This window comes from Pedobacter gandavensis (assembly GCF_032678465.1).
In the GTDB taxonomy this organism is placed as follows: domain Bacteria; phylum Bacteroidota; class Bacteroidia; order Sphingobacteriales; family Sphingobacteriaceae; genus Pedobacter; species Pedobacter gandavensis_B.
Map to the genome: position 1 here is coordinate 247,838 of NZ_JAVTSK010000009.1, position 22,047 is coordinate 269,884.

At 38.3% G+C, this 22,047-nt stretch carries 19 protein-coding genes and 1 tRNA gene; 14 read left to right on the top strand and 6 right to left on the bottom strand.

Annotation, left to right across the window (positions count from 1 at the left end; translation table 11 throughout):
* Window positions 1-15: 15 nt before the first annotated feature.
* From R2Q94_RS17270 to R2Q94_RS17285, 4 genes are all read right to left on the bottom strand, one after another.
* On the bottom strand, window positions 16-564 hold the full coding sequence (locus R2Q94_RS17270) for a cob(I)yrinic acid a,c-diamide adenosyltransferase (RefSeq protein ID WP_316822719.1): 549 nt from the start codon (window positions 562-564) through the stop codon (window positions 16-18).
* A 9-nt stretch (window positions 565-573) separates the two neighbouring features.
* Complete coding sequence (locus R2Q94_RS17275; protein WP_316822720.1) at window positions 574-1,332, bottom strand: ABC transporter ATP-binding protein; 759 nt, start codon at window positions 1,330-1,332, stop codon at window positions 574-576.
* Window positions 1,333-1,397: 65 nt separating this feature from the next.
* Window positions 1,398-1,688 carry an Asp-tRNA(Asn)/Glu-tRNA(Gln) amidotransferase subunit GatC gene (gatC, locus tag R2Q94_RS17280; protein WP_316822721.1) on the bottom strand — a complete coding sequence of 97 codons (291 nt, stop codon included), beginning with the start codon at window positions 1,686-1,688 and terminating at the stop codon, window positions 1,398-1,400.
* Window positions 1,685-2,419, bottom strand: a complete 735-nt coding sequence (locus R2Q94_RS17285; protein WP_316822722.1) for a lysophospholipid acyltransferase family protein — start codon at window positions 2,417-2,419, stop codon at window positions 1,685-1,687. Before R2Q94_RS17285 ends, gatC begins: the two co-directional genes overlap by 4 nt.
* A gap of 140 nt (window positions 2,420-2,559) precedes the next feature.
* On the opposite strand from R2Q94_RS17285, the gene trpS reads away from it, so the two are divergent.
* From trpS to R2Q94_RS17340, 11 genes are all read left to right on the top strand, one after another.
* Window positions 2,560-3,558: a tryptophan--tRNA ligase gene (gene trpS, locus R2Q94_RS17290; protein ID WP_316822723.1), complete on the top strand. Its 999-nt coding sequence runs from the start codon at window positions 2,560-2,562 to the stop codon at window positions 3,556-3,558.
* Between the two features lie 50 nt (window positions 3,559-3,608).
* Window positions 3,609-4,223 (top strand): deoxynucleoside kinase, encoded by a 615-nt coding sequence (locus tag R2Q94_RS17295; RefSeq protein ID WP_316822724.1) that lies wholly within the window; start codon window positions 3,609-3,611, stop codon window positions 4,221-4,223.
* A gap of 1 nt (window position 4,224) precedes the next feature.
* On the top strand, window positions 4,225-4,956 hold the full coding sequence (kdsB, locus tag R2Q94_RS17300) for a 3-deoxy-manno-octulosonate cytidylyltransferase (protein WP_316822739.1): 732 nt from the start codon (window positions 4,225-4,227) through the stop codon (window positions 4,954-4,956).
* Between the two features lie 14 nt (window positions 4,957-4,970).
* On the top strand, window positions 4,971-5,519 hold the full coding sequence (locus tag R2Q94_RS17305; RefSeq protein ID WP_316822725.1) for a hypothetical protein: 549 nt from the start codon (window positions 4,971-4,973) through the stop codon (window positions 5,517-5,519).
* 830 nt (window positions 5,520-6,349) lie between these two features.
* Window positions 6,350-9,130: an outer membrane beta-barrel protein gene (locus R2Q94_RS17310; protein ID WP_316822726.1), complete on the top strand. Its 2,781-nt coding sequence runs from the start codon at window positions 6,350-6,352 to the stop codon at window positions 9,128-9,130.
* Between the two features lie 6 nt (window positions 9,131-9,136).
* Complete coding sequence (locus tag R2Q94_RS17315; protein ID WP_316822727.1) at window positions 9,137-9,895, top strand: GLPGLI family protein; 759 nt, start codon at window positions 9,137-9,139, stop codon at window positions 9,893-9,895.
* Between the two features lie 157 nt (window positions 9,896-10,052).
* Window positions 10,053-11,669: a CTP synthase gene (locus tag R2Q94_RS17320; RefSeq protein ID WP_316822728.1), complete on the top strand. Its 1,617-nt coding sequence runs from the start codon at window positions 10,053-10,055 to the stop codon at window positions 11,667-11,669.
* 20 nt (window positions 11,670-11,689) lie between these two features.
* On the top strand, window positions 11,690-13,489 hold the full coding sequence (gene yidC, locus R2Q94_RS17325; RefSeq protein ID WP_316822729.1) for a membrane protein insertase YidC: 1,800 nt from the start codon (window positions 11,690-11,692) through the stop codon (window positions 13,487-13,489).
* Between the two features lie 153 nt (window positions 13,490-13,642).
* Window positions 13,643-16,492 carry a prolyl oligopeptidase family serine peptidase gene (locus R2Q94_RS17330; protein WP_316822730.1) on the top strand — a complete coding sequence of 950 codons (2,850 nt, stop codon included), beginning with the start codon at window positions 13,643-13,645 and terminating at the stop codon, window positions 16,490-16,492.
* 113 nt (window positions 16,493-16,605) lie between these two features.
* Window positions 16,606-17,418, top strand: coding sequence for a class I SAM-dependent methyltransferase (locus tag R2Q94_RS17335; protein ID WP_316822731.1), 813 nt, complete (start codon window positions 16,606-16,608; stop codon window positions 17,416-17,418).
* 172 nt (window positions 17,419-17,590) lie between these two features.
* A complete protein-coding gene (locus R2Q94_RS17340; RefSeq protein ID WP_316822732.1) occupies window positions 17,591-18,862 on the top strand; it encodes a nucleoside recognition domain-containing protein in 1,272 nt (423 codons plus the stop codon).
* Window positions 18,863-18,952: 90 nt separating this feature from the next.
* Here the strand turns inward: R2Q94_RS17340 and R2Q94_RS17345 are convergent, their stop codons facing one another.
* The gene (locus tag R2Q94_RS17345) at window positions 18,953-19,189 is read right to left on the bottom strand and encodes a hypothetical protein (RefSeq protein ID WP_316822733.1); all 237 of its coding nucleotides are present in this window, start codon (window positions 19,187-19,189) and stop codon (window positions 18,953-18,955) included.
* Window positions 19,190-19,352: 163 nt separating this feature from the next.
* Between R2Q94_RS17345 and R2Q94_RS17350 the strand changes: the two genes are divergently transcribed.
* Both R2Q94_RS17350 and R2Q94_RS17355 read left to right on the top strand, forming a co-directional pair.
* Window positions 19,353-19,757 carry an OsmC family protein gene (locus tag R2Q94_RS17350; protein WP_316822734.1) on the top strand — a complete coding sequence of 135 codons (405 nt, stop codon included), beginning with the start codon at window positions 19,353-19,355 and terminating at the stop codon, window positions 19,755-19,757.
* A gap of 101 nt (window positions 19,758-19,858) precedes the next feature.
* Window positions 19,859-21,229, top strand: coding sequence for an exonuclease domain-containing protein (locus R2Q94_RS17355; protein WP_316822735.1), 1,371 nt, complete (start codon window positions 19,859-19,861; stop codon window positions 21,227-21,229).
* On the opposite strand, the gene R2Q94_RS17360 is transcribed toward R2Q94_RS17355, so the two are convergent.
* Window positions 21,226-21,696 (bottom strand): hypothetical protein, encoded by a 471-nt coding sequence (locus tag R2Q94_RS17360; protein ID WP_316822736.1) that lies wholly within the window; start codon window positions 21,694-21,696, stop codon window positions 21,226-21,228. The two genes, R2Q94_RS17355 and R2Q94_RS17360, sit on opposite strands and share 4 nt — an antisense overlap.
* A gap of 174 nt (window positions 21,697-21,870) precedes the next feature.
* Here R2Q94_RS17360 and R2Q94_RS17365 point away from each other — a divergent pair.
* Window positions 21,871-21,944 (top strand) — tRNA-Arg (locus R2Q94_RS17365).
* The last annotated feature ends 103 nt before the right edge of the window (window positions 21,945-22,047 follow it).

Sequence of the window (22,047 nt, forward strand, 5' to 3'; positions counted from 1 at the left end):
TTTTTTCAACCATTTTTAGAGCCTTGGAATCCAGATGTTTTCCGTTGCTTTTGCGTCTAAGTTCAGTTTACGTGCCAAAACAAACAAATAATCGCTTAAACGGTTCAAATATATCGTCATTTTTTCGTCAACAAAGCTCTCTGAAGCCAGATGTACCGTCAAACGTTCAGCACGTCTGCATACACAACGAGCTAAATGACAATAAGAAACTATGGTAGTTCCACCAGGCAATACAAAGTGTTTCAATTCCGGCAGCAGCTGGTTCATATTGTCCATTTCCTCCTCCAGCAAAGTAATATCTGTCTCCTGAAGATCCGGGATTTTCATTCTGGATTTTTCAGGATCAGCAGCCAATGAAGCGCCAACAGTAAATAATCTATCCTGAATTTCTTTTAACACTTTTTGATGGTGGGGATCAATATCCTGACACATAATGAGTCCGATATAAGAGTTCAGCTCATCTACCGTTCCATAGCATTCAATGCGCAAATGAAACTTTGGCACCCGGGTTCCTCCAATTAAGGAGGTTTGGCCCTTATCGCCAGTTTTGGTGTATATCTTCATATTGGAAATTTAACCAATTTTTTCGAAGTCATCACCACTTTCCTCTAATTTCACAAGGCGGGGAGAAACCGTTTTAATATCTGTGTTCAGGTAATCATTTTCAATCAGACCATCACGCATTCTAACAATACGATGCGCATGTTGCGCGATATCTTCCTCATGCGTAACCAGGATGATGGTATTTCCTTTGCTATGAATTTCTTCCAAAAGCCCCATAATCTCAACGGAAGTTTTAGTATCCAGGTTACCGGTAGGTTCATCAGCAAGGATAATTGAGGGATTATTGATTAAAGCTCTAGCCACAGCCACCCTTTGGCGCTGACCACCAGAAAGCTCGTTGGGTTTATGCGTCACACGATTTCCTAAACCAACATTTTCCAATGCCTGCTGAGCTCTTTCATCACGTTCCTTTTTATTTGCACCTGCATAAATCAAAGGCAAAGCCACATTATCCAGGGAGGTAGACCGTGGTAATAAATTAAAAGTCTGAAATACAAAGCCAATTTCCTTATTACGAACTTCCGCAAGTTCATTCTCTGTCATATGACTTACATTGATTCCATTCAGTACATAAGTCCCTTTACTTGGGGTATCTAAACAGCCCAGGATATTCATCAGCGTAGATTTTCCTGAACCTGAAGGCCCCATTAATGCCACAAACTCCCCTTTTTGGATATCCAATGAAACTGATTTTAAAGCATGGATCACTTCTGATCCGATCACGTATTTACGGCCTATATCTTTAATGTTGATTAACGCTTTTTCCATTGGTAGCTAAATTATGCGGTTTTTTGTTTTAGACGGCAATCTATACTCGAATGTTACATCCAGCTTTACTTTTCTATGATTTTAGGCACCATAAAGAAGTTTTCATTATGTTTCGCTGCATTTTTTAATCCATCTGCAACAGAAATCTCCTGTTTCACTATATCTTCACGCCAAACATTTTCTTCTTCATTCATATACACCAATGGAGCAACACCCTTGGTATCCAACTCATTAAGCTGTTCCATAAAGGTAAGAATCTTATTCATATCCCCCATTAAGCTATCCACTTCTTTCTCTTCAATGGCGATTCGGGCCAGGTCAGCCACTTTATATATCGTTTCTTTATCTATGGTCATGCGCTAAGCAGTTTACTATTTATTAAATCAAAAATGCGTTCTTTTAATTGATCCGCATCCCTTACCGTTAAATCAGTCGTCGGAACCGGTTGATGGATGTAAATATCACAAATTCCCGGCGTACTACCATACTTTGAGCCATCATCCCACATCTTTTTCCATACATCTGACAGACTTACAGGAACAATGGACAGGTTCTTTTCAATGGCCAGACGAAAGGGACCATTCTTAAAGGATTGCAGAACCGGAGGGTAATGATGCCCATCGATCCCTCCTTCAGGAAAAATAATCAGACTCCAACCCGCTTCCAATCGCTCTCCGGCTTTCTTAAAAGCCCGAAAGGCAGAAATATTACTATCGCGGTTTACTGGAATATCAATGGTATTAAAAAAGATTTTCAGTACCGGATTCTTTAATAATGCGTCTTTCCCCATAAAATGAAATTTCCCCTGAGCCAGAATACAGAAAATCATAATATCTAAGTTAGAGCTATGGTTGGCGCAATAAATATAAGTCTGGTTTTTATCCAGAGGCGCTTCAAATGTAAAACGGAAAAAGAAACCCGTAAGCCAGCTGCTCAGGAAACTATTTGCTTTTCTCAGTTTGTTTAAGATCAGATAACCTTTGGGAGACTGAGCAGCAGCATAATAGAAAGGGTAAAATACCAGCGAAAGCGATAGGATAACAAATATAGAATAGATGCGATGGCTATGCTTTAAAAGGCGGATCATTGAGTCAAAGCTACTATTTTTTTAAAGATAGCGCCGATAAAATCCTCATTCCAATGTAAATTCCTGCTTAAAGCGATTCATAAAAGATAAAAATGAAATTATAGGCCTCCCCAATACCTGTTTTTTCTTAATTTCGTTGCATGAAAGAAACGGTAGTTAGCGGGATACGTCCTACAGGAAAATTACACCTGGGAAATTATTTTGGTGCGGTGAAGAATTTTGTGAAAATGCAATATGATTACAATTGTTATTTTTTCATTGCCGACCTTCATTCTTTAACCACACATCCAACTCCTGGCGATCTTCATGGTTATGTAAAACATGTATTAGTAGAATATCTTGCTTGCGGTATTAACCCGGAAGAAACCACCATCTATATCCAGTCTGACGTTCCAGAAGTTGCAGAGTTGTATTTATACTTAAATATGAACGCTTATCTGGGCGAGCTGGAGCGCAGTGCTTCCTTTAAGGACAAAATCAGATCTCAGTCCGACAATGTAAACGCAGGTTTATTAACCTACCCTACCTTAATGGCTGCTGATATTTTAATCCACAAAGCCACTAAAGTTCCAGTAGGAAAAGACCAGGAACAACATCTGGAAATGACCCGTACCTTTGGAAATCGTTTCAACAGAATGTATAAAACGGATCTCTTCCCTGAATCATTTGCATTCAATTATTCAGAGAATCTGGTAAAAGTTCCAGGATTAGACGGAAAAGGAAAAATGAGTAAATCTTCTGGTGAAGGAAGCTGCATCTATCTGGCTGACAGTCCTGAGGTAATTCGTAAAAAAGTTTCACGTGCAGTTACAGATGGCGGACCAACAGAAGAAAACCAGCCAAAACCAGAGGCCATCCAAAATTTATTTGACCTGATGAAAATCGTTTCTCCGGCAGATACCATGGCTCATTTCGATGGCTTATACAACAAATGTGAGATTCGTTATGGTGATTTCAAAAAACAACTGGCAGAAGACATGATCGTATTTAATACGCCAATCCGCGAAAAAATTGAAGAACTTTCCAAAGACACTTCATATTTACGTCAGGTAGCAAAACATGGCGCATTGAAAGCCAGAGAAAGCGCACAAAAAACGATTAAAGAAGCAAGAGAGCTGATCGGATTCAAATCCTTTTAATCTACGAAATTAGATCATATAGCTACAGAAGCTAGATAAATTATTAAGATATGCATATAGCTATAGTTGGAAATATTGGTGCCGGTAAAACCACATTAACAGAATTACTTGCCAAACATTATGGCTGGGAGGCTTTGTACGAGGAAGTTGAGGATAACCCTTATCTGGAAGATTTCTATAGTGATATGAAACGCTGGAGTTTCAATTTACAGATTTACTTTTTAAATAGTCGTTTCCAGCAGATTGTGGATATTGAAAACAATAAACGCAATGTGATCCAGGATAGAACCATTTATGAAGATGCGCATATTTTTGCGGAGAACCTTCATGAAATGGGCTTAATGACTACCAGAGACCATAACAATTACCGCGATATATTTGAGAACATCACCTCATTTATAAAACCACCAGATGTTTTGGTGTACTTACGTGCTTCAGTTCCTACATTGGTCAACAATATCCAGCGACGTGGCCGTGAGTATGAAGCCAGTATTCGTATTGATTATTTATCGAAACTGAATGAAAAATATGAAACCTGGATTAAGAATTATAATATGGGAAAATTGCTGATTCTGGATAAGAATAAGCTTGATTTCACCAATAACCCAGAAGATTTAGGGAGTATCATCCGTTCTATTGATGCAGAAATAAATGGCTTATTCTAAAATGAAAGTACTTGGTGTAATTCCAGCACGCTTTGCATCTACGCGTTTCCCCGGAAAACCATTAGTGGATATACAGGGGAAAAGCATGATCCGAAGGGTATATGAACAAGCGCAAAAAGCTTCAGGGCTGAACAAAGTAGTGGTCGCTACGGATGATGAACGCATTGCCGAAGAACTGAATAAATTTGGTGGAGCGTATATCATGACCGCTGCAGAACATCAAAGTGGTACCGACCGCTGTGCTGAAGTAGCAAGGCAGTTACCCGGCTACGATGTGCTGATCAATATTCAGGGCGATGAACCTTTTATTGATCCTGCACAGATCGATCTGTTGGTTTCCTGTTTTACAGATCCGAAAGTCCAGCTGGCCACCCTGATTAAGGAGATCCATACGGAGGCAGAGTTGTTCAACTACAACCTGCCAAAGGTGATCCTGAATGCCAGAAAAGAAGCGGTTTATTTTAGCAGACAAACCATTCCTTATCTGCGAAACACAGAAAAAGAAAACTGGTTAAAAGCACATTTGTTCTATAAACATATTGGTATTTACGGATATACAGCATCGGTATTACAGGAAATCACCCAACTTCCTCCCTCTTCACTTGAAATAGCAGAAAGTCTGGAGCAGTTGCGATGGGTAGAAAATGGCTATGCAATTCAAACCAGGGTAACCGCTATTGAAACCATCGCCATTGATACCCCTGAAGACCTTAAAAAGATACTGGGATCTTAATCTAATTCCTCTTTATGAAGCAACATTATACCTACCTATTACTATTCCTCTGCGTTCTTGCTGCCTGTAAAGGCAATAAGACCACAGCCTCTGCAGAGGATTTAAAAAGCAATCTTAAAGGCCACACGGTATTAAAAGCTTTCAGTGACACCTTGCTGCTGGATACCTTTAAAGTGATCTTAAAGGGAGAGAAACCAGCCGATATGATCATGAATTTCAGCATTACTGCTCATGATGGTGGCTTGATTTTTCAGAAAGATTTTAAAGCAACTGATCTTTTGAAAAATTATGCCTCTACACTGGACCTCAAAAAGAAGGCAAAACAACTGGAATTTATGCAGCAGGAATTGAAATTATTCCTGGATGAGGAAAATTTTCTTGAACCTGCGGTGACCGAAAATGAGCATCCGGATAAGAATACGCCAGACAAAGACTTTTATGATGAATTAAAAAGCAATGGACTGAACGGCTTTAAATACCGCTTGTCGAATGAGACAGAAGTATACATCGCCTGGTCTACCCGAAAAAAGCAGGTTTTACCCTATTATAGCTGTTGCAAGTAAAATTTAAGCTTTGCCGATTTTCTGCTAAAAAGGCTTCAGAGCAAGATATTCAATGATATTTATTCGCTTTATGAAAAAAGTTGAAAATTATATTGTGATTAAACTATAATTTGCATTATATTTAAATAATCAAAGACCACGTAATTAAAAAATCAACAACCAAAACCTGCATATTCTAACCAAATATACTTTAACAAAAGTGCCCGGATTTTATTCGGGCCTTTTTTTTGCCTTAAATTTCAGGCTGTCCACAGCATACACTTCTTCCGGGCCATTTCATAAATGGCAAAACAACAGTATTTTTTTTAGCAAAAATTCTCCTTTCCTTAGTTCATTTGAAATCAAAAAAACTCCGGAATGAGTTCGGATAGTGTTCGGGAAGAGATGCGGGTTCCCGTAGGGTTCAGTAGGAGTTGACCAGGAGTTGGGTTAGAGTTGACTAAGGGTTTACCTATCTTAACTCCTACTGAACTCCTAGTCAACCCCTACCCAACCCGGACCTTTTCAGCACCAGTATCTCTCATTTTTCAGCATACATTTTATCCATCAAAAAACTACGTTTTTAGAGGACATCCATAAGGATCTGTTTTAATTTTTATGCGGCATTGTATCCTGCGGTCTTTTCCTGGATCCTATACAGTCCGGAAATTATAGCTAAAGAACTATAAATCAACCGAACTACCCTATTCATCTCCAATCGTTTATTTTAAAATTTTAACGCCTAACGCTTTTGAATTTTAAATACTTGAAAGAATATGATTAAAAGTTAATAGAGACAAAAAAAATCTTGCTAGATTTAGGAAATCACCAGGAGAAATAGCCGGTAAATTATGTTGAAAAAAGTTTTCATTTACATATTTTTCGCTCTATTTTCATTTACTACTTTAGCACAAAAATCTGTTATTAAAGGATTGGTTGCTGATACTTTAGAAAAAAAGGTACTTGAAAATAGTGCAGTCCTTTTGATTAGGTCTGCGGATTCTGTATTGGTAAAAACTGCACGTAGCGGAAAAAATGGATATTTCGAATTGGGAAATCTGGCGACAGGTAATTACCAGCTCCTGATCAGTTATCCAAAAATGGCAGATTACATCCGGAATATCAGTATCCGGACAGACACCATAATTGATCTTGAAAAGATAAATATGGAATTAAAATCAAAATTACTCCATGAAGTCGTGATTGCAGCCACGAAAAAGGCCATTAGAATGCGTGGTGATACCTTAGTTTTCCAGGCGGATAGTTTTGCTGTACGGAACAATGCTAATGTACAGGAATTACTCAAAAGACTTCCGGGAATTGAAGTGGATAAAAATGGGGCCATAAAATCAATGGGTAAAGAAGTTAAAACCGTTCTGGTAGATGGCGACGAATTTTTTGGCGACGACCCGCTACTCGCCACTAAATACCTCAAAGCCAATGCAGTGGATGAAGTACAAGTGTATGAACGCAAGAGCAAAACAGCCGAATTAACAGGAATTGATGATGGGATCAAGCAAAAAACGATCAATATTAAACTCAAAGACAATGCTAAAAACGGTTATTTAACCGCCCTGGATGGCAATGCAGGAACCGACGCCTTTCAGGATTATGGAGGAATGGTAGGTGCATTTAAAGGCAAGTTAAAAATGGCTGTTTTCGGTACTTATTCTAACCTCGACAACGACTCTAAAATCAACAACTCCATGCGTAAGCTAAAAGGAGAAGACTATGATATGATTGAGATTGGTGACGATGGCAGTTCCATAATGTATTCTTCCGGAGGCGACGACGACGATGACTACTATTCTTCCACTGGAGGCCTTCCCAGTAACATCAATCTTGGTGCTCATTTTTCGGATAAATTTTACCGTAATAAGATGGGGCTGAAAACGAACTTCAAAGTATTCAACAATAGAAACACCAATCTTAAAACATTTAATTCTAAAGAATTATTACCATCCGGACAACAGTTCATCAGTACAGGAAATACTGATGACCATTCCAATGTAACCGGGGAGAACATCAGAGGTACTTATACCTACCATACCGACTCTTTATCCATCTTAAAAGTATCGTTTGGTGTTAAAAAAAATAGAAGTTATAACGAATCTACCAGCAAAAACGGCAGCAGCAATGAATATGGAATTCCAATTAGTCAGAACACACAATCCAACATTGGAAATGGTTCTGGCGACCTGTTCAATGGCAATATCAACTGGTCAACAAAATTTAAGAAAAAAGGAAGGGCATTGTCTATCGATATCCAACCGGAAAGTCAGCAAAATAATGGGCAGGAAAGAAGTTTAAACCATACGGAATATTTCAATTCCCAGGGACAACAAATCCGTACAGAGGATGTCAATTTGATTAAAGACAATGCAGGTCAGCAAAATTCTATTGGAACCCGAATCAGTTATGCAGAGTTGTTAACTAAACGCTGGTCGATGGAAGCAGGTTATACGTTTAAAACCATTTCCTCCAGTAGTAACAGGTATGTTTCCGATGCCCTTTCAGGAACACCGCAAAAGATAGATTCCCTAAGTAATAATTTTAAGTTCATAAATTTCTCTAACATTGGAAAGCTGATCTTTCAATATAAAGTGAAAAGCTTTTCTATCTCCAGCGGATTGGAAGCTACCCAAACAAACTTTGAATTGAAAGATCTGGATAGAGCCAGTAATTTCAAAAGAAACTATCTGAACCTCTCGCCACGTACGAATCTTTTTTACAAAGTCAGCAACAATACAAGTATGGCCTTAAATTACAACGGCTTTACCCAGCAACCTAGTATTGAACAAATCCAACCTGTGCGACAAATTAACACCCCCTTATATCAGGTGATAGGAAATTCAGATTTAAGGCCATCTTTCACCAATAACTTCTCGGTATCCTACACGAGTTTTATGATGAATTCAGATCAATTTCTTTCTGGTTCTTTGAATTATGGATTTACCAACAATGCCATCGTAAGCTCCGAAATTATAGATGAGTTTAACAAAAGAATTGCCAGTTTTGTCAATTTAGACGGGACCAACACACTTAGTGGAAATATGTATTATGCCAAAGGTTTTTCAAAACTTCATTTCCGTATGGGCCTCGACCTAAGCTTTTTCCGTTCTGGCAACATGAGCAAAATCAATGGGGTTCGCAACAAAACGATCAACACCCAATACAATATAAAAAGCTCCTTCAGCTATAACAATTCAAAAATAGACCTGAGCTACACGCCTTCTGCATCTATCATGTATGGCACCTCCTCTATCGGAGGAATAAATGATGGCAAGAGCATTGTCCACAACCATGAATTGTCAGGAACTGTTCAATTACCGTATCGAACAGAGTTCAACGGTACATTGTCTGTTTCCATGCGCCCGGCAAATTCATCTTTTGGAACTGACCTGAATGTGATGATTCTAAATAGCTATCTGGCTACCAAACTAGGTAAAAGTGAGGCTTTTGAGTTGAAACTCACCGCTACAGATATTCTCAATCAAAAAATTGGCTACAACCGCTTTGTAGGTGGAAATCTGATTTCTGAAAACACATTTAGTTATATTCCACGTTATGTATTGATTGGTATAAACTGGAATTTAAGTGGTAACTTTACTAAAACACCTGCAAATCCTTAAGTGATCATGAAACAACTGGCTTGTCTGTTATTTCTTTCTATTTCTTTTATTGCAGTAAAAGCACAGCAGCTCTTTATTCCCAATGGTACCATCATCTATGAGAAAAAAGTAAACCTGCAACGCAGTCTGGCAGATTTAGGTCTTTCTGAGGAGATCAGAGAAAAGATGAAAAAATACAAATTGAGTTATTGGGAGTTATCTTTTAATAGTACAAAGTCTATTTATCGCCCTTTAAAAAAAGAAGAGGAACAATTGGATTTTTCGGTTTTCGGAGGTGTGATGGACAATGAAAATGAGCTCTATACCAACTACCAGCTCGATAAACGTGTCATCAAAAAGAACATCATGGGAGAAGATTACCTCTTAAATGATACCATTCCCAATATAGAATGGAAAATCATGCATGAAATTCGAAATATTGCAGGCTACGATTGCAGAAAAGCAATTGGCGTGATCAATGACTCCGTGTATGTTGTGGCTTTTTATACGGATGAAATTTTATTGAAAGGTGGACCGGAAGGTTTTACCGGCTTACCGGGTATTATCCTCGGTCTGGCTATTCCTCGGTATTTCAGTACCTGGTTTGCAACAAAAGTAACACCCTACACAGAGCAATCCTTAACCATTAACCCACCTCCAAAAGGAAAAAAGACAGAAACTGAGAAAGAATTCAAAAAGTTAATGGAAATATATTCCCGAAATTATGATGTCCAAAAACAAAAACCAGAAGAGCTAAAAAAACGGCTCTATGGTTTCGTACTGTAACATTATCAGTCATAAGTGCTTATGTCTTGATTTTGTAACATCAACAATATTTCCACATTTAGCCCTCCAGCTTCCGTTTTATTTGTTAACTTTGTATCCCGTACAAAAACAATAAAAGTAAGCTTTAATTTGCTTTTATTTTCAGAAACTCACAAACATGACTAAGTATATTTTTGTTACGGGCGGTGTTACTTCCTCTTTAGGTAAGGGCATCATCTCCGCTTCATTAGCCAAATTATTACAAGCAAGAGGTTACAATGTAGCCATTCAAAAATTCGACCCGTATATCAACATCGATCCGGGAACATTAAATCCATATGAACATGGCGAATGCTTTGTGACTGAAGATGGTGCCGAAACTGATCTTGACCTTGGTCACTATGAACGTTTCTTAAACATTCCTACTTCTCAGGCCAACAACATTACGACCGGAAGGATTTATCAAAACGTAATCAACAAAGAAAGACAAGGTGAGTACCTTGGAAAAACAGTTCAGGTTGTTCCACACATCACTGATGAGATCAAACGCAACATGCGTATCTTAGGTGACACTGGAAAATTTGATATCGTGATCACAGAGCTTGGTGGAACTGTTGGTGATATCGAATCCTTACCATTTATTGAAGCAGTACGTCAGTTTAAATGGGAAGAAGGGGCAAACAATGCCATCGTTATTCACCTGACCTTGATTCCATTCCTTGCTGCTGCAGGTGAATTGAAAACAAAGCCTACACAACATTCTGTTAAAGCATTATTGGAATATGGTATTCAACCAGATATTTTGGTTTGCCGTACAGAACACCATATCAATGCAGATATCCGTAAAAAAATTGCGCTATTCTGTAACGTGAATATCAATGCCGTAGTAGAATCTATTGATGCTTCTACGATTTATGATGTGCCATTGTTGATGATGAAAGAACAATTGGACAAAACGGTATTGAGTAAATTGAAACTGGCTCAGAAAAACGAACCAGATATGGAAAGCTGGAAAGATTTCTTAGGTCGTTTGAAAAACCCAACTTCAGAAGTTAAAATCGGTCTGATTGGTAAATATGTAGAGCTTCCTGATGCTTACAAATCCATCATTGAATCTTTTGTACATGCAGGTGCTAAAAATGAGTGTAAAGTAAAAGTAGAATATATCCATTCTGAAGGGATCTATGCAGACAATGCCAAAGAGAAATTAATGCATTTAGACGGTGTATTGGTTGCCCCAGGTTTTGGTAGCCGTGGTATTGAAGGAAAAATTGATGCGATTAAATATGTTCGTGAAAATGACGTTCCTTTCTTCGGTATCTGTTTAGGTATGCAATGTGCAGTCATTGAATTCGGTAGAAATGTATTGGGATTAACCAATGCAAATACTGTAGAAATCGATGAAAACACAGAGAATCCAGTGATCAATATGATGGAAGACCAGAAAAATATCACTAATAAAGGTGGTACTATGCGTCTGGGTTCTTATCCATGTGACCTTAAAAAAGGTACAAAAGCTTATTCTGCTTATGGAAAAACTCACATCACCGAGCGTCACAGACATCGTTATGAATTCAATAATGCGTATTTAGAGCAATATGAAGCAGCAGGAATGATTGCTTCAGGATTAAATCCAGATAGTCATTTAGTAGAAATTGTGGAGCTTAAAAACCATCCTTTCTTCGTTGGCGGACAATTTCATCCAGAATTAAAATCAACAGTTGCTAATCCTCACCCACTTTTTGTTAAATTTGTCGCCGCCGCGATGGAATTTGCGAAGAAGAAAATCAAATAATACGAGTTTAAATAACAATAATGGATAGAAATACGTTTACAGGCCTGTTCCTGATCATGATCGTTTTGGCCGGTTCTTTTTACTTTTTTGGTCCCAGTCAGACTGAAATCAATAAAGAAAAGGAAAGAATTGCCGCAGATTCTTTGAAAAAAGTTGCTGCAGCCACAAAAACTGCTGCGACTACAGTTGCAGCGGCAACACCAGCTGTTGATTCAGCAGCATTATCAGGACCATTTGGTGGCAGCATCACAGGTACTCCACAAACTACTGTTTTAGAGAATGAGAACTTAAAATTAACCCTGACCAATAAAGGGGGTAAGATCTTATCTGTAGAAGTAAAAGATCAAAAGACTTATAATGGAAAGCTAGTTGTATTATTTGACGGCGACCAGAATAAGTTTGGTTTAAAAATGAACATCAATGGTAAAATCTTAAATACCAATGACCTTTATTTTACACCAACAGTAACAGGCAACATGGTGAGCATGCGTGCAGTTTATCAAGGTGATAAATACATTGAATATACTTATGATTTAAAACCAAAGTCGAATAATGTTGCCTTTAACATTAATCTAAATGGTTTAAATCAGGTCATCCAAACGGATTCTATCTCATTAAACTGGTCAGCTACCTTATTAGAACAGGAGAAATCAGCAGTAAAAGAAAAGGAACACTCTGCTCCTTTCTATAAATATACCAATGAAAGTCCAGATCATTTAAGTGTTGCCAAAGATCAGACAGAAGAATTGAAAAAAGGAAAAATCGAATGGTTCTCCTTCAAACAACAGTTTTTCTCTGCTGTATTGATTCCGAAAGTTGCTTTTGAAAGTGGTAAACTAGCCGTAACTGCTTCTACCCTTCCGGGTCAGATCAAACGCTATGATGCCGATATGAAAATGAATTTTGCTCAGTTGGCTTCTCAAAACTATGCAATGGATTTCTACTTCGGTACCAATAAGTTCTCGGTATTAAAAGCACAAGGACACGAAATTGAGAAATTAGTAGATATGGGCTACTGGCCTTTAAAATACATCAACAGATTTATCGTACTACCAGTGTTTAAATTCCTGGAAGGTTTTGGATGGAACTATGGTCTGATCATTTTGATCCTGACGATCCTCCTAAAAGTAGCGATGTCTCCATTGACGTATAAATCATACATCTCTATGGCTAAGATGAGAATTCTTAAACCAGAAATGGATGAGATTAAAGCCAAAGTAGGTGAAGATAATCCAACGCTTTTGCAACAGGAATACCTTAAATTGTACAAGCAGGTAGGCGTAAATCCATTAGGTGGCTGTTTACCAATGCTACTTCAATTGCCATTCGTAATGGCCTTCTTCTTCTTCTTCCCGAACTTATTTGAGTTAAGAGGAGAAAGTTTCCTATGGATGAAAGACCTTTCCACTTATGATGATTTCATCAAATTTGGTTTCAACATTCCATTTATCGGAGATCACCTGAGTTTAATGTGTGTGTTGATGACGATTTCGACATTGATCTATACTTATTTCAATAACCAGATTTCAGGTGCAACAGGTCAGATGAAATACATCGGTTACATCATGCCGATCATTTTCTTAGGGGTATTGAATAGCTATCCTTCAGGATTAAACTATTACTACTTCCTGGCGAACATGTTGACATTTGCTCAGCAGTTCCTGATTAAATCTATGGTTGATGACGAAAAGATTCACCGTACTTTACAAGAGAACAAAACAAAACCTGCAGAGACCAAAAAGAAATCTAAATTCCAGGCGAGATTAGATGACTATATGCGTCAGCAGCAACAGGCAGCAGCTCAGGCAAAGAAAAAATAGTCTTCCTTAAGATTTATAAAAAAGCACCTTTCGGGGTGCTTTTTTTTGTTTAAGGCCGGTTTGTATTGTAATAATTTGGTGCAAATTGCGAATATGGTGGTAAAAAAACAGAAATTTAACCTTAAATCAATCAACAAGTAAAAAACAGTCTTTATGATGCACAAAAAACTTACACTGATGTTCCTTTTGTTTGCCGGCGCAACATATGCGCAGAAAAAACCACTGGACCATAGTGTTTATGACACCTGGGAATCTGTGGGGTCGAAACAACTAAGTAACAATGGGGTATGGGCCATGTACGGCATCAATCAACAAGAAGGAGATGCCAATCTATACCTGAATAATCTGGTTAACCTCTCAAAGATTAAAGTCAACCGTGGTTCAAATGCTCAGTTCAGTGCAGATTCAAAATATGCAGTGTTTGCCATTAAGCCTTTTCAAAAAGATATCCGCCAGGCAAAAATTAAAAAGAAAAAAGCAGATGATCAGCCTAAAGACAGTCTTGGGATTGCAAATCTGACCAGCATGGCTATTCTAAAAGTAGCTCGTGTAAAGTCCTTTAAAATGCCAGAAAAAGGTTTTGGATTTTTAGCTTATCAATTGGAAAAACCAATCGATACAACAACGAAGAAAAGCCCTGCCCCTGCTGCTACAGATAAGAAAAAAGACAATGAAGATTTCTTTGCAGATGATGACTCAGGAAGTTCCGGCAAAACGGAAGGAACAGATCTGATCTTTAAGAATCTGAATACCGGTGTAGAGCGAACATTTAAATATGTGAGCGAATACGCATTCAGTAAGAATGGTAAACAGTTTATTTTTGCCAGTACCGGCTCAAAGAAAGACAAAGCAGCCCCAGTGGGTGTCTTCGTTCTAAATACAGAAAAAGGTACTTTGAAAACATTAGTCAAAGGAAAAGGCACCTTCAAAAATTTTGCATTTAATGACGATGGAGCGTATCTGGCTTTCCTCGGTGAACAAAGTCCGGAGAAAACAGAAATCAAAAACTACAATGTGTACTACAATTCTCTCTCTTTAGATACCGCACAAATACTTGTAGACAATGCCATTCCAGGTATGCCTGCAAAATGGGCGGTAAGCGGTGATTCACGTGTGAATTTCAGTAAAGATGGTACGAAATTATTCTTCGGTATAGCACCGGTTAAAACGCCAAAAGATACTACATTGATCGATTTTGAAAATGCGAAACTCGACGTATGGGGCTATAAAGACGATTACCTGCAGCCAATGCAGCTGAAGAATGCAGATAGAGAATCAAAACGCAGTTACCTCAGCTCGATTGATATCTTTAACAGTGATCCTAAAATCATTCCTTTAACAGATCTGAAAATCCCTGATGCCATTGTGATGAATGAAGGAAATGCTCCATTTGTATTGGCATCTACAGATTTTGGCAATAGAATTCAGCAACAATGGACAGCCAGCCCTATCAAAGATTATTACCTGGTTGATGTGAAAACTGGTGCAAAAAAGAAAATCATTGAAGGACTTTCCGGCTCAGCCATGGCTTCTCCTGCAGGAAAATATGTACTTTACTTTGATAAAAAAACAGGAAATTATACGACATATCAGGTAGCTACAGGAAAGCTGACAACTTTAAATACGGGTCTGACAGTGAAATTGGTGGATGAAGAAAATGATGTTCCAGACGACCCATCGGCTTATGGTGTTGCTGCCTGGACAGAAGATGATAAATCCGTTTTAATCTACGACAGGTATGATATCTGGGAGTTCTCTCCTGAAGGAAAAAGTCCGGCAAAAAATCTTACAAATGGTTTTGGCAGACAAAATAAGCTGACTTTCCGTTACCAGAAATTAGATCCTGAAAGTCGTTTTCTGGATAAAAAGCAACACATATTAATGGATGCTTTTAACAATACCACCAAAGAAAATGGTTTCTATAAGACCAATATTGGTACTCAGAAAAATCCGGAAATCATCGTGATGGAAAAATACAAATATTCAGCTTTAGCAAAAGCTAAAGATGCAGAAATGTATATCTACGACAAAGAAAACTATAGTGTTTCTCCAAATGTCTATGTTTCCAAAGACCTGAAAACAGAGATTAAGCTGAGCAATACCAATCCTCAACAACAAAACTACAATTGGGGAACAGCAGAATTAGTAAAATGGGAAACGCCTAAAGGCTATAAGTCAGAAGGGATTTTATACAAACCAGAGAACTTTGATCCGGCTAAAAAATATCCGATGATCGTATATTTCTATGAGAAACTTTCTGATGGATTGTACAGTTATCAGGCTCCTGCACCTACCCCTTCCAGATTGAATATTCCTTTCTTTGTAAGTAATGGTTATCTGGTATTTGCTCCGGATATCTCATATGAGACTGGTTATCCAGGAAGATCTGCTGAGGAATTTATCAATTCTGGTGTTGAAGCTTTAAAGAAAAACCCTTGGGTTGATGGCAGTAAAATCGGTCTGCAAGGTCAAAGCTGGGGAGGTTATCAAACGGCACACCTGATTACCCGCACAAATATGTACGCAGCAGCATGGGCTGGTGCTCCCGTTGCCAATATGACTTCCGCTTATGGTGGAATGCGTTGGGAAAGTGGAATGAACAGACAATTCCAATATGAGAAAACGCAGAGCAGAATCGGTGCTACACTTTGGGAGAAGCCGGAGCTGTATATCGAGAATTCTCCTTTATTTTTCTTACCAAAGGTCAATACACCTCTGGTGATTATGGCGAACGATGCAGATGGCGCCGTACCATGGTACCAAGGGATTGAGCTCTTTAGTGGTCTGAGACGCTTAGGTAAACCAGTATGGATGCTGAATTACAATGGCGAAGCACATAACCTGATTCAACGTCAGAACAGAAAAGATATCCAAATCAGAGAACAACAGTTCTTCGATCATTACCTGAAAGGTGCTAAAGCACCGGCATGGATGACCTCAGGAATTCCTGCAACAGAAAAAGGTAAAACATGGGGTTTTGAACTGACCGACGATAAGCCTTAATAAGTAATTATTCATACAAAATAAAGCGGCCGCATCCCTTAACTGGTGATGCGGCCGCTTTGCTGTTTCTTATCCCATTTTTTAGCATATTTGAATAAACAAGTCATTGAAGTATGAAAACCGAAGACAATTACCTTGAAATCAATAGGCAGTCCTGGAATGCCAAAACGGCTGCTCATTTGGAATCTGATTTTTATGATGTTGAGGGTTTTCTAAATGGAAATTCCTCTCTAAAACCCATAGAATTGGCTATGCTTGGCGACATTCGGGGGAAATCAATTCTCCATTTGCAATGTCATTTCGGACAAGACTCTATTTCCCTGGCTAAAATGGGGGCAAAAGTTACTGCAGTAGATTTATCTGATCAGTCCATTGCCAGTGCAAAAGCACTAGCAAAAGAATCAGCTGTACAAGTTAACTTCATTTGTTGTGATGTCTACCATCTACCGAATCATTTGAATGAACAATTTGATATCGTCTTTACCAGTTACGGTGTGATTTCCTGGCTGCCAGATCTGGATAAATGGGCAAGTATAATTTCTAGGTTTCTAAAACCAACAGGTAAATTAGTTTTTGTGGAATTTCATCCTGTAGTTTGGATGTTTGATGATAATTTTGAAAAAATTGCTTACAATTACTTTAACTCAGGGGCTATTCTGGAAACGGAAACCGGGACCTATGCCAGTAAAAATGCAGCAATCACTCAAGATTACGTGACGTGGAACCATGGTTTAGGAGAAGTGATGAATGCCTTGATCAAAAATAACATGGAGATCAATTCCTTAGATGAATTTGATTATTCACCATATAATTGCTTACAGCACCTGCTGGAGGTTGAACCTGGGAAATACAGAATTGCACACCTGGAAAACAAAATACCCATGGTTTATGCGGTTATGGCCACAAAGAAAATCGCCATTACCTAATGACTTTTCGACTACTCCCTTTACTAAACAATGAGCCTATTGATCAATACCATTCGGATATCTGCCTGGTAATTTATTGTTTTACTTGCCTCAAAACAATAATTCTTATTCTTGAACACCGAATTATTAGAATCAAAAGTATAAATTTAACCCTTCAACTAATTTTGTTTTAATGGCCCTAAGTAGGATCTGGTCTGCATTCATTCTAATTGCGATTACAGTAGCTAGTATTAAGTGTTTCTTTTTTGGAGAAAAAGAAATTTTCAACCTCATGATTATTGGAAAAGCCAGTGATGCAGGTAATGTATTAAAGGTAGACGGCATTATAGAAACCTGCTGGACGGCTGTAAATATCTGCTTGAAGTTGATTGGCATCATGGCCTTGTTTATGGGTTTTATGAGCATAGCAGAAAAAGCCGGCGGCATCCGTTTATTGTCAAGAATCATTAGTCCTTTCTTCTCAAAACTTTTTCCTGATGTACCAAAAGGTCATCCGGCAACAGGTCATATGGTGATGAATTTTTCCGCAAACTTATTGGGTCTCGACAATGCAGCCACTCCTTTTGGTTTGAAGACAATGGAAAGTTTACAAGAGCTCAATCCAAATAAAGATACCGCTTCCAATGCACAGATTATGTTTCTTTGCCTACATGCTTCAGGATTAACTTTAATTCCTGTAAGTATCATTGCCGTACGTGCCTCTTTAGATTCAGCTAATCCGACAGATATTTTTATCCCATGCATGATTGCTACTTTTGTAGCCACTATGGCCGCCATGTTTATTGTTTCCTTTAAACAAAAGATCAATGTTTTTCAGCCTGCAATTCTGATCTGGGTATTAGGTCTCTCTTCAGTGATCGCTTTACTGGTATTCTACCTCACCAGCCTGAGTACCTCCGGCTTACAGGAATTCTCAGGAATCCTGAGCAACGGACTATTGCTTTTAATTTTCTTTCTGATTGTTTTAGGCGGACTTTATAAAAACATTAATGTATATGATGCATTTGTAGAGGGTGCAAAAGGCGGTTTTGATACCGCTATCCGAATTATTCCATATCTGGTAGGGATGTTGGTTGCAATCAGTTTACTGCGTACCAGTGGTACATTCGACATCGTCATTAATGGATTAAAACACATTTGCATGTCGCTGGGCATGGATTCCCGCTTTATTGATGGTATTCCCACCGCCCTGATCAGACCACTAAGCGGGAGCGGTGCCAGAGGAATGATGATCGATACAATGACAACACACGGCCCAGACTCCTTTGCCGGTAGATTGGCCAGCATTTTACAAGGTTCCTCTGATACAACATTTTACGTTATCGCCGTTTATTTTGGTGCCGTAAACGTAACCAACACGCGTTATGCCATTGGTGCAATGTTATTGGCCGATTTAGTGGGTGTCTGTACAGCTATTGGCTTGTGTTACCTCTTTTTTGGCTAATCGAAACCGATTTGAATCTTCGTTAATGATTAGTATCAAAGACCATTGCCTAGTGAATCGCTCTATACCAGTTCATGCCAGCGGGGCTGGTTAGCTCAATTTATTAAGAGATAATCGGCTAATGATTTGTTCCAGTATTCTTGGTTCTACACTGGTATGCCTCGAAGATCTCCAGGTACTGGAAGAATCAAGCCATACACAGAAAGAATGGTAACCATCTAAGACCACCGCATAAGTTTCATGAAAATCATCCTGAATCCGCATGCAAAAACCATTCACAGATTTTCCTTGAATATCAAACTGAAAGTTGAGATAAGTACTTAGCATAATCAATTGGTTAGGAGTCTTATAACAAATCTAAGTTTAGAATGTTTAACTAATTTTAAGGAATTGATATTATATTGTAAAATTAAGGATCAAAACAAACGATTTAAACATTGACTTGTTGCCCTATTTATACATTCCTTATTCATTCATTAGTTAAACCCATATGTCAGCAAACAAAATTACTGCAATTACAGAGTTAGACCGATCACATTACAAAACAAAAATATATGCCAATGGGCATTTTATATATGCCGATGAGCCGGAAGAAATGGGCGGAACAGATGAAGGTATGGCGCCAGGCGCCTTATTATTGGCAAGTTTAGGAAGTTGCACCGCCATTACGATCAGAATGTATGCCGACCGCAAAAAGATGAACCTGGACACGATTAAAATAGAGCTGGCCATTTGTAATGAAGAAGACATGACTGAAGCAACCACCATCACCAGAAAAATAACCTTCGGTGCTGAACTATCTTCAGAGGAGCAGGACCGGCTGATGCAAATTGCAGACAAATGCCCGATTCATAAGATTCTTAGTAATCCTATCAAAATAGAAACCAGCTTTTAGGAAGTTAATTTCTTCAAATCGAGTCATTTGTTTGAATTATATAAAAATATACTAAAATAATTAGCATATTTACAAACTAAAATCACTCTTTTAAAGAAACTATGCTGTACGCTGTTGTAGATATAGAGACCACAGGTGGTCATGCTTCAGGAAATGGAATTACAGAGATTTCGATTCTGGTGCATGACGGTCTTGCTGTGGTCGATTCGTATGAAACACTGATCAACCCAGGTCAATACATTCCAGATCACATTGAAGCCCTAACCGGTATTAGTAATGAAATGGTTGAAAATGCGCCTATGTTTCATGAAGTCGCTGAAGTAATTTATAATTTATTACAGGATAAGATTTTTGTTGCACATAACGTAAATTTCGATTTTTCATTTATTAAGCACAACCTGACGCTGGCTGGCTATGACTTATCCTGCAAAAAGCTATGTACCGTAAGATTAAGTCGTAAAATTTTACCAGGACAGGCCTCGTATAGCCTTGGTAAATTATGTGCTGCCTTAAAAATTTCATTGAATAATCGTCACCGTGCAGGTGGTGATGCCGCTGCAACTGCAGAATTGTTAAGTAGATTACTTGCCAATGATACAGAAGGGATCATTGAATCCTCGCTTAAAATCGGATCTAAAGAACAAGCACTCCCTCCTCATCTACCTAAATCTCAGATCGATCAACTTCCTTTATCACCTGGAGTTTACTATTTTAAGGATCAAAAAGGAAAAGTAATTTACATTGGAAAAGCGAAGAATCTCAAAAAAAGAGTTTGTTCCCATTTTACAGGAAATAATACCGGCAAACAGCGTCAGAATTTCCTTAAGGATATTTACAGTATAGATTTTGAGATTTGTGGTACTGAACTCATGGCTTTCATTCTGGAGGCCACAGAGATCAAAAGATTATGGCCTGAGAATAACCGCTCTTTAAAACGTTATGAACAAAAATATGCCCTTTATGCTTTTGAAGATCAAAAAGGTTACCTCCGTTTAGGCTTAGATACTTTCAAAAAGAATATGCCTGCTTTATACAGTTTTAACACCATTTTAGAGGGACATCACGTACTGAAGATTTTAATCAAAGATCAATTTTTATGTGAAAAGCTATGCTATATTCAAAGTAAAAGACTGGCCTGTACTGGCCATGAGGAAGGAAATTGTAGCGGAGCCTGTTTGGGTAAAGAATCCGCGGCTGCCTACAATGTACGTGTAAAATATGCCATGGAACAGTTGAAAACAATGCTGCCCAGTTTTGCTATTTTAGATACAGGAAGAACAGAAGATGAACAAAGCTGCATACTTGTAGAACAAGGAAAGTTATACGGTATGGGCTATATATCCCAGTATTCTGATGTCAGGGATCCTGGAATGATAAAATCTGCCATGCAAGCCTTTCCTTCGAATGATTATATCATGCACCTGATTTTAACACACACGGAATTGCATCCACAAAAGCGGATAACCATTTAATGACTCCGCTTTTCTATTTTACTATGGATTTTAAGGGTTTCTTTTAAGGCTGCCGAACCATACCAGATGTACAATTCTACATCCAATAACCTCGATTGAACAGCGGGATCGGTGTGTACCAGTTGCTCTGCTTCTGGAATAGTAGATACATCAAGAATGAAAATTCCACGGTAATTTTTATCATTTTTACCTAATGGTCCGGCAACAACTAGCTTGCCATCTGCAACCAATTTGCCAATATTTGCCATATGCCCCAGAAATACACTATCCTGCTTTGCCTTTGAAAGACCTTTTTCAGGTCCTGTTTTTAAAATGGCCAGTACATAGGTCTTCATTCCATAATCATCAGCATGCAGTTCCTTCGCCAGTTTTTCATCATAGTTTTTATTGGGCACCTGACCTAAAACATCAGCATAAAAACCTACAAAACAACACATTACCAGAAAAAATCTTATTTTATTTCTCATCCCAATCGAAAACAGAGTGTTTATCCCCAATATTTCCCTTTCACTAATTTACGCTTTTTTAACAATGTATCCTCCTTTAAAGCAAGCAAATGCGCTTTCAGAGCAATAAAAAAGCAAATTAGATTTGTAGATGTTCAATAATACTCCTACATTTGTCGCACCAACAAGGGAAACGCATCCATAGCTCAGCTGGATAGAGCAACGGTTTTCTAAACCGTAGGTCATAGGTTCGAATCCTATTGGGTGTACAAGATTTATTTCTTAATTAAAGGCGACGTTGCTCCAGACGTCGTCTTTTTTTTTATCCTCAATTTTTAAGGCTAAAAAAAACTTCATCAAATCAGTTTATTC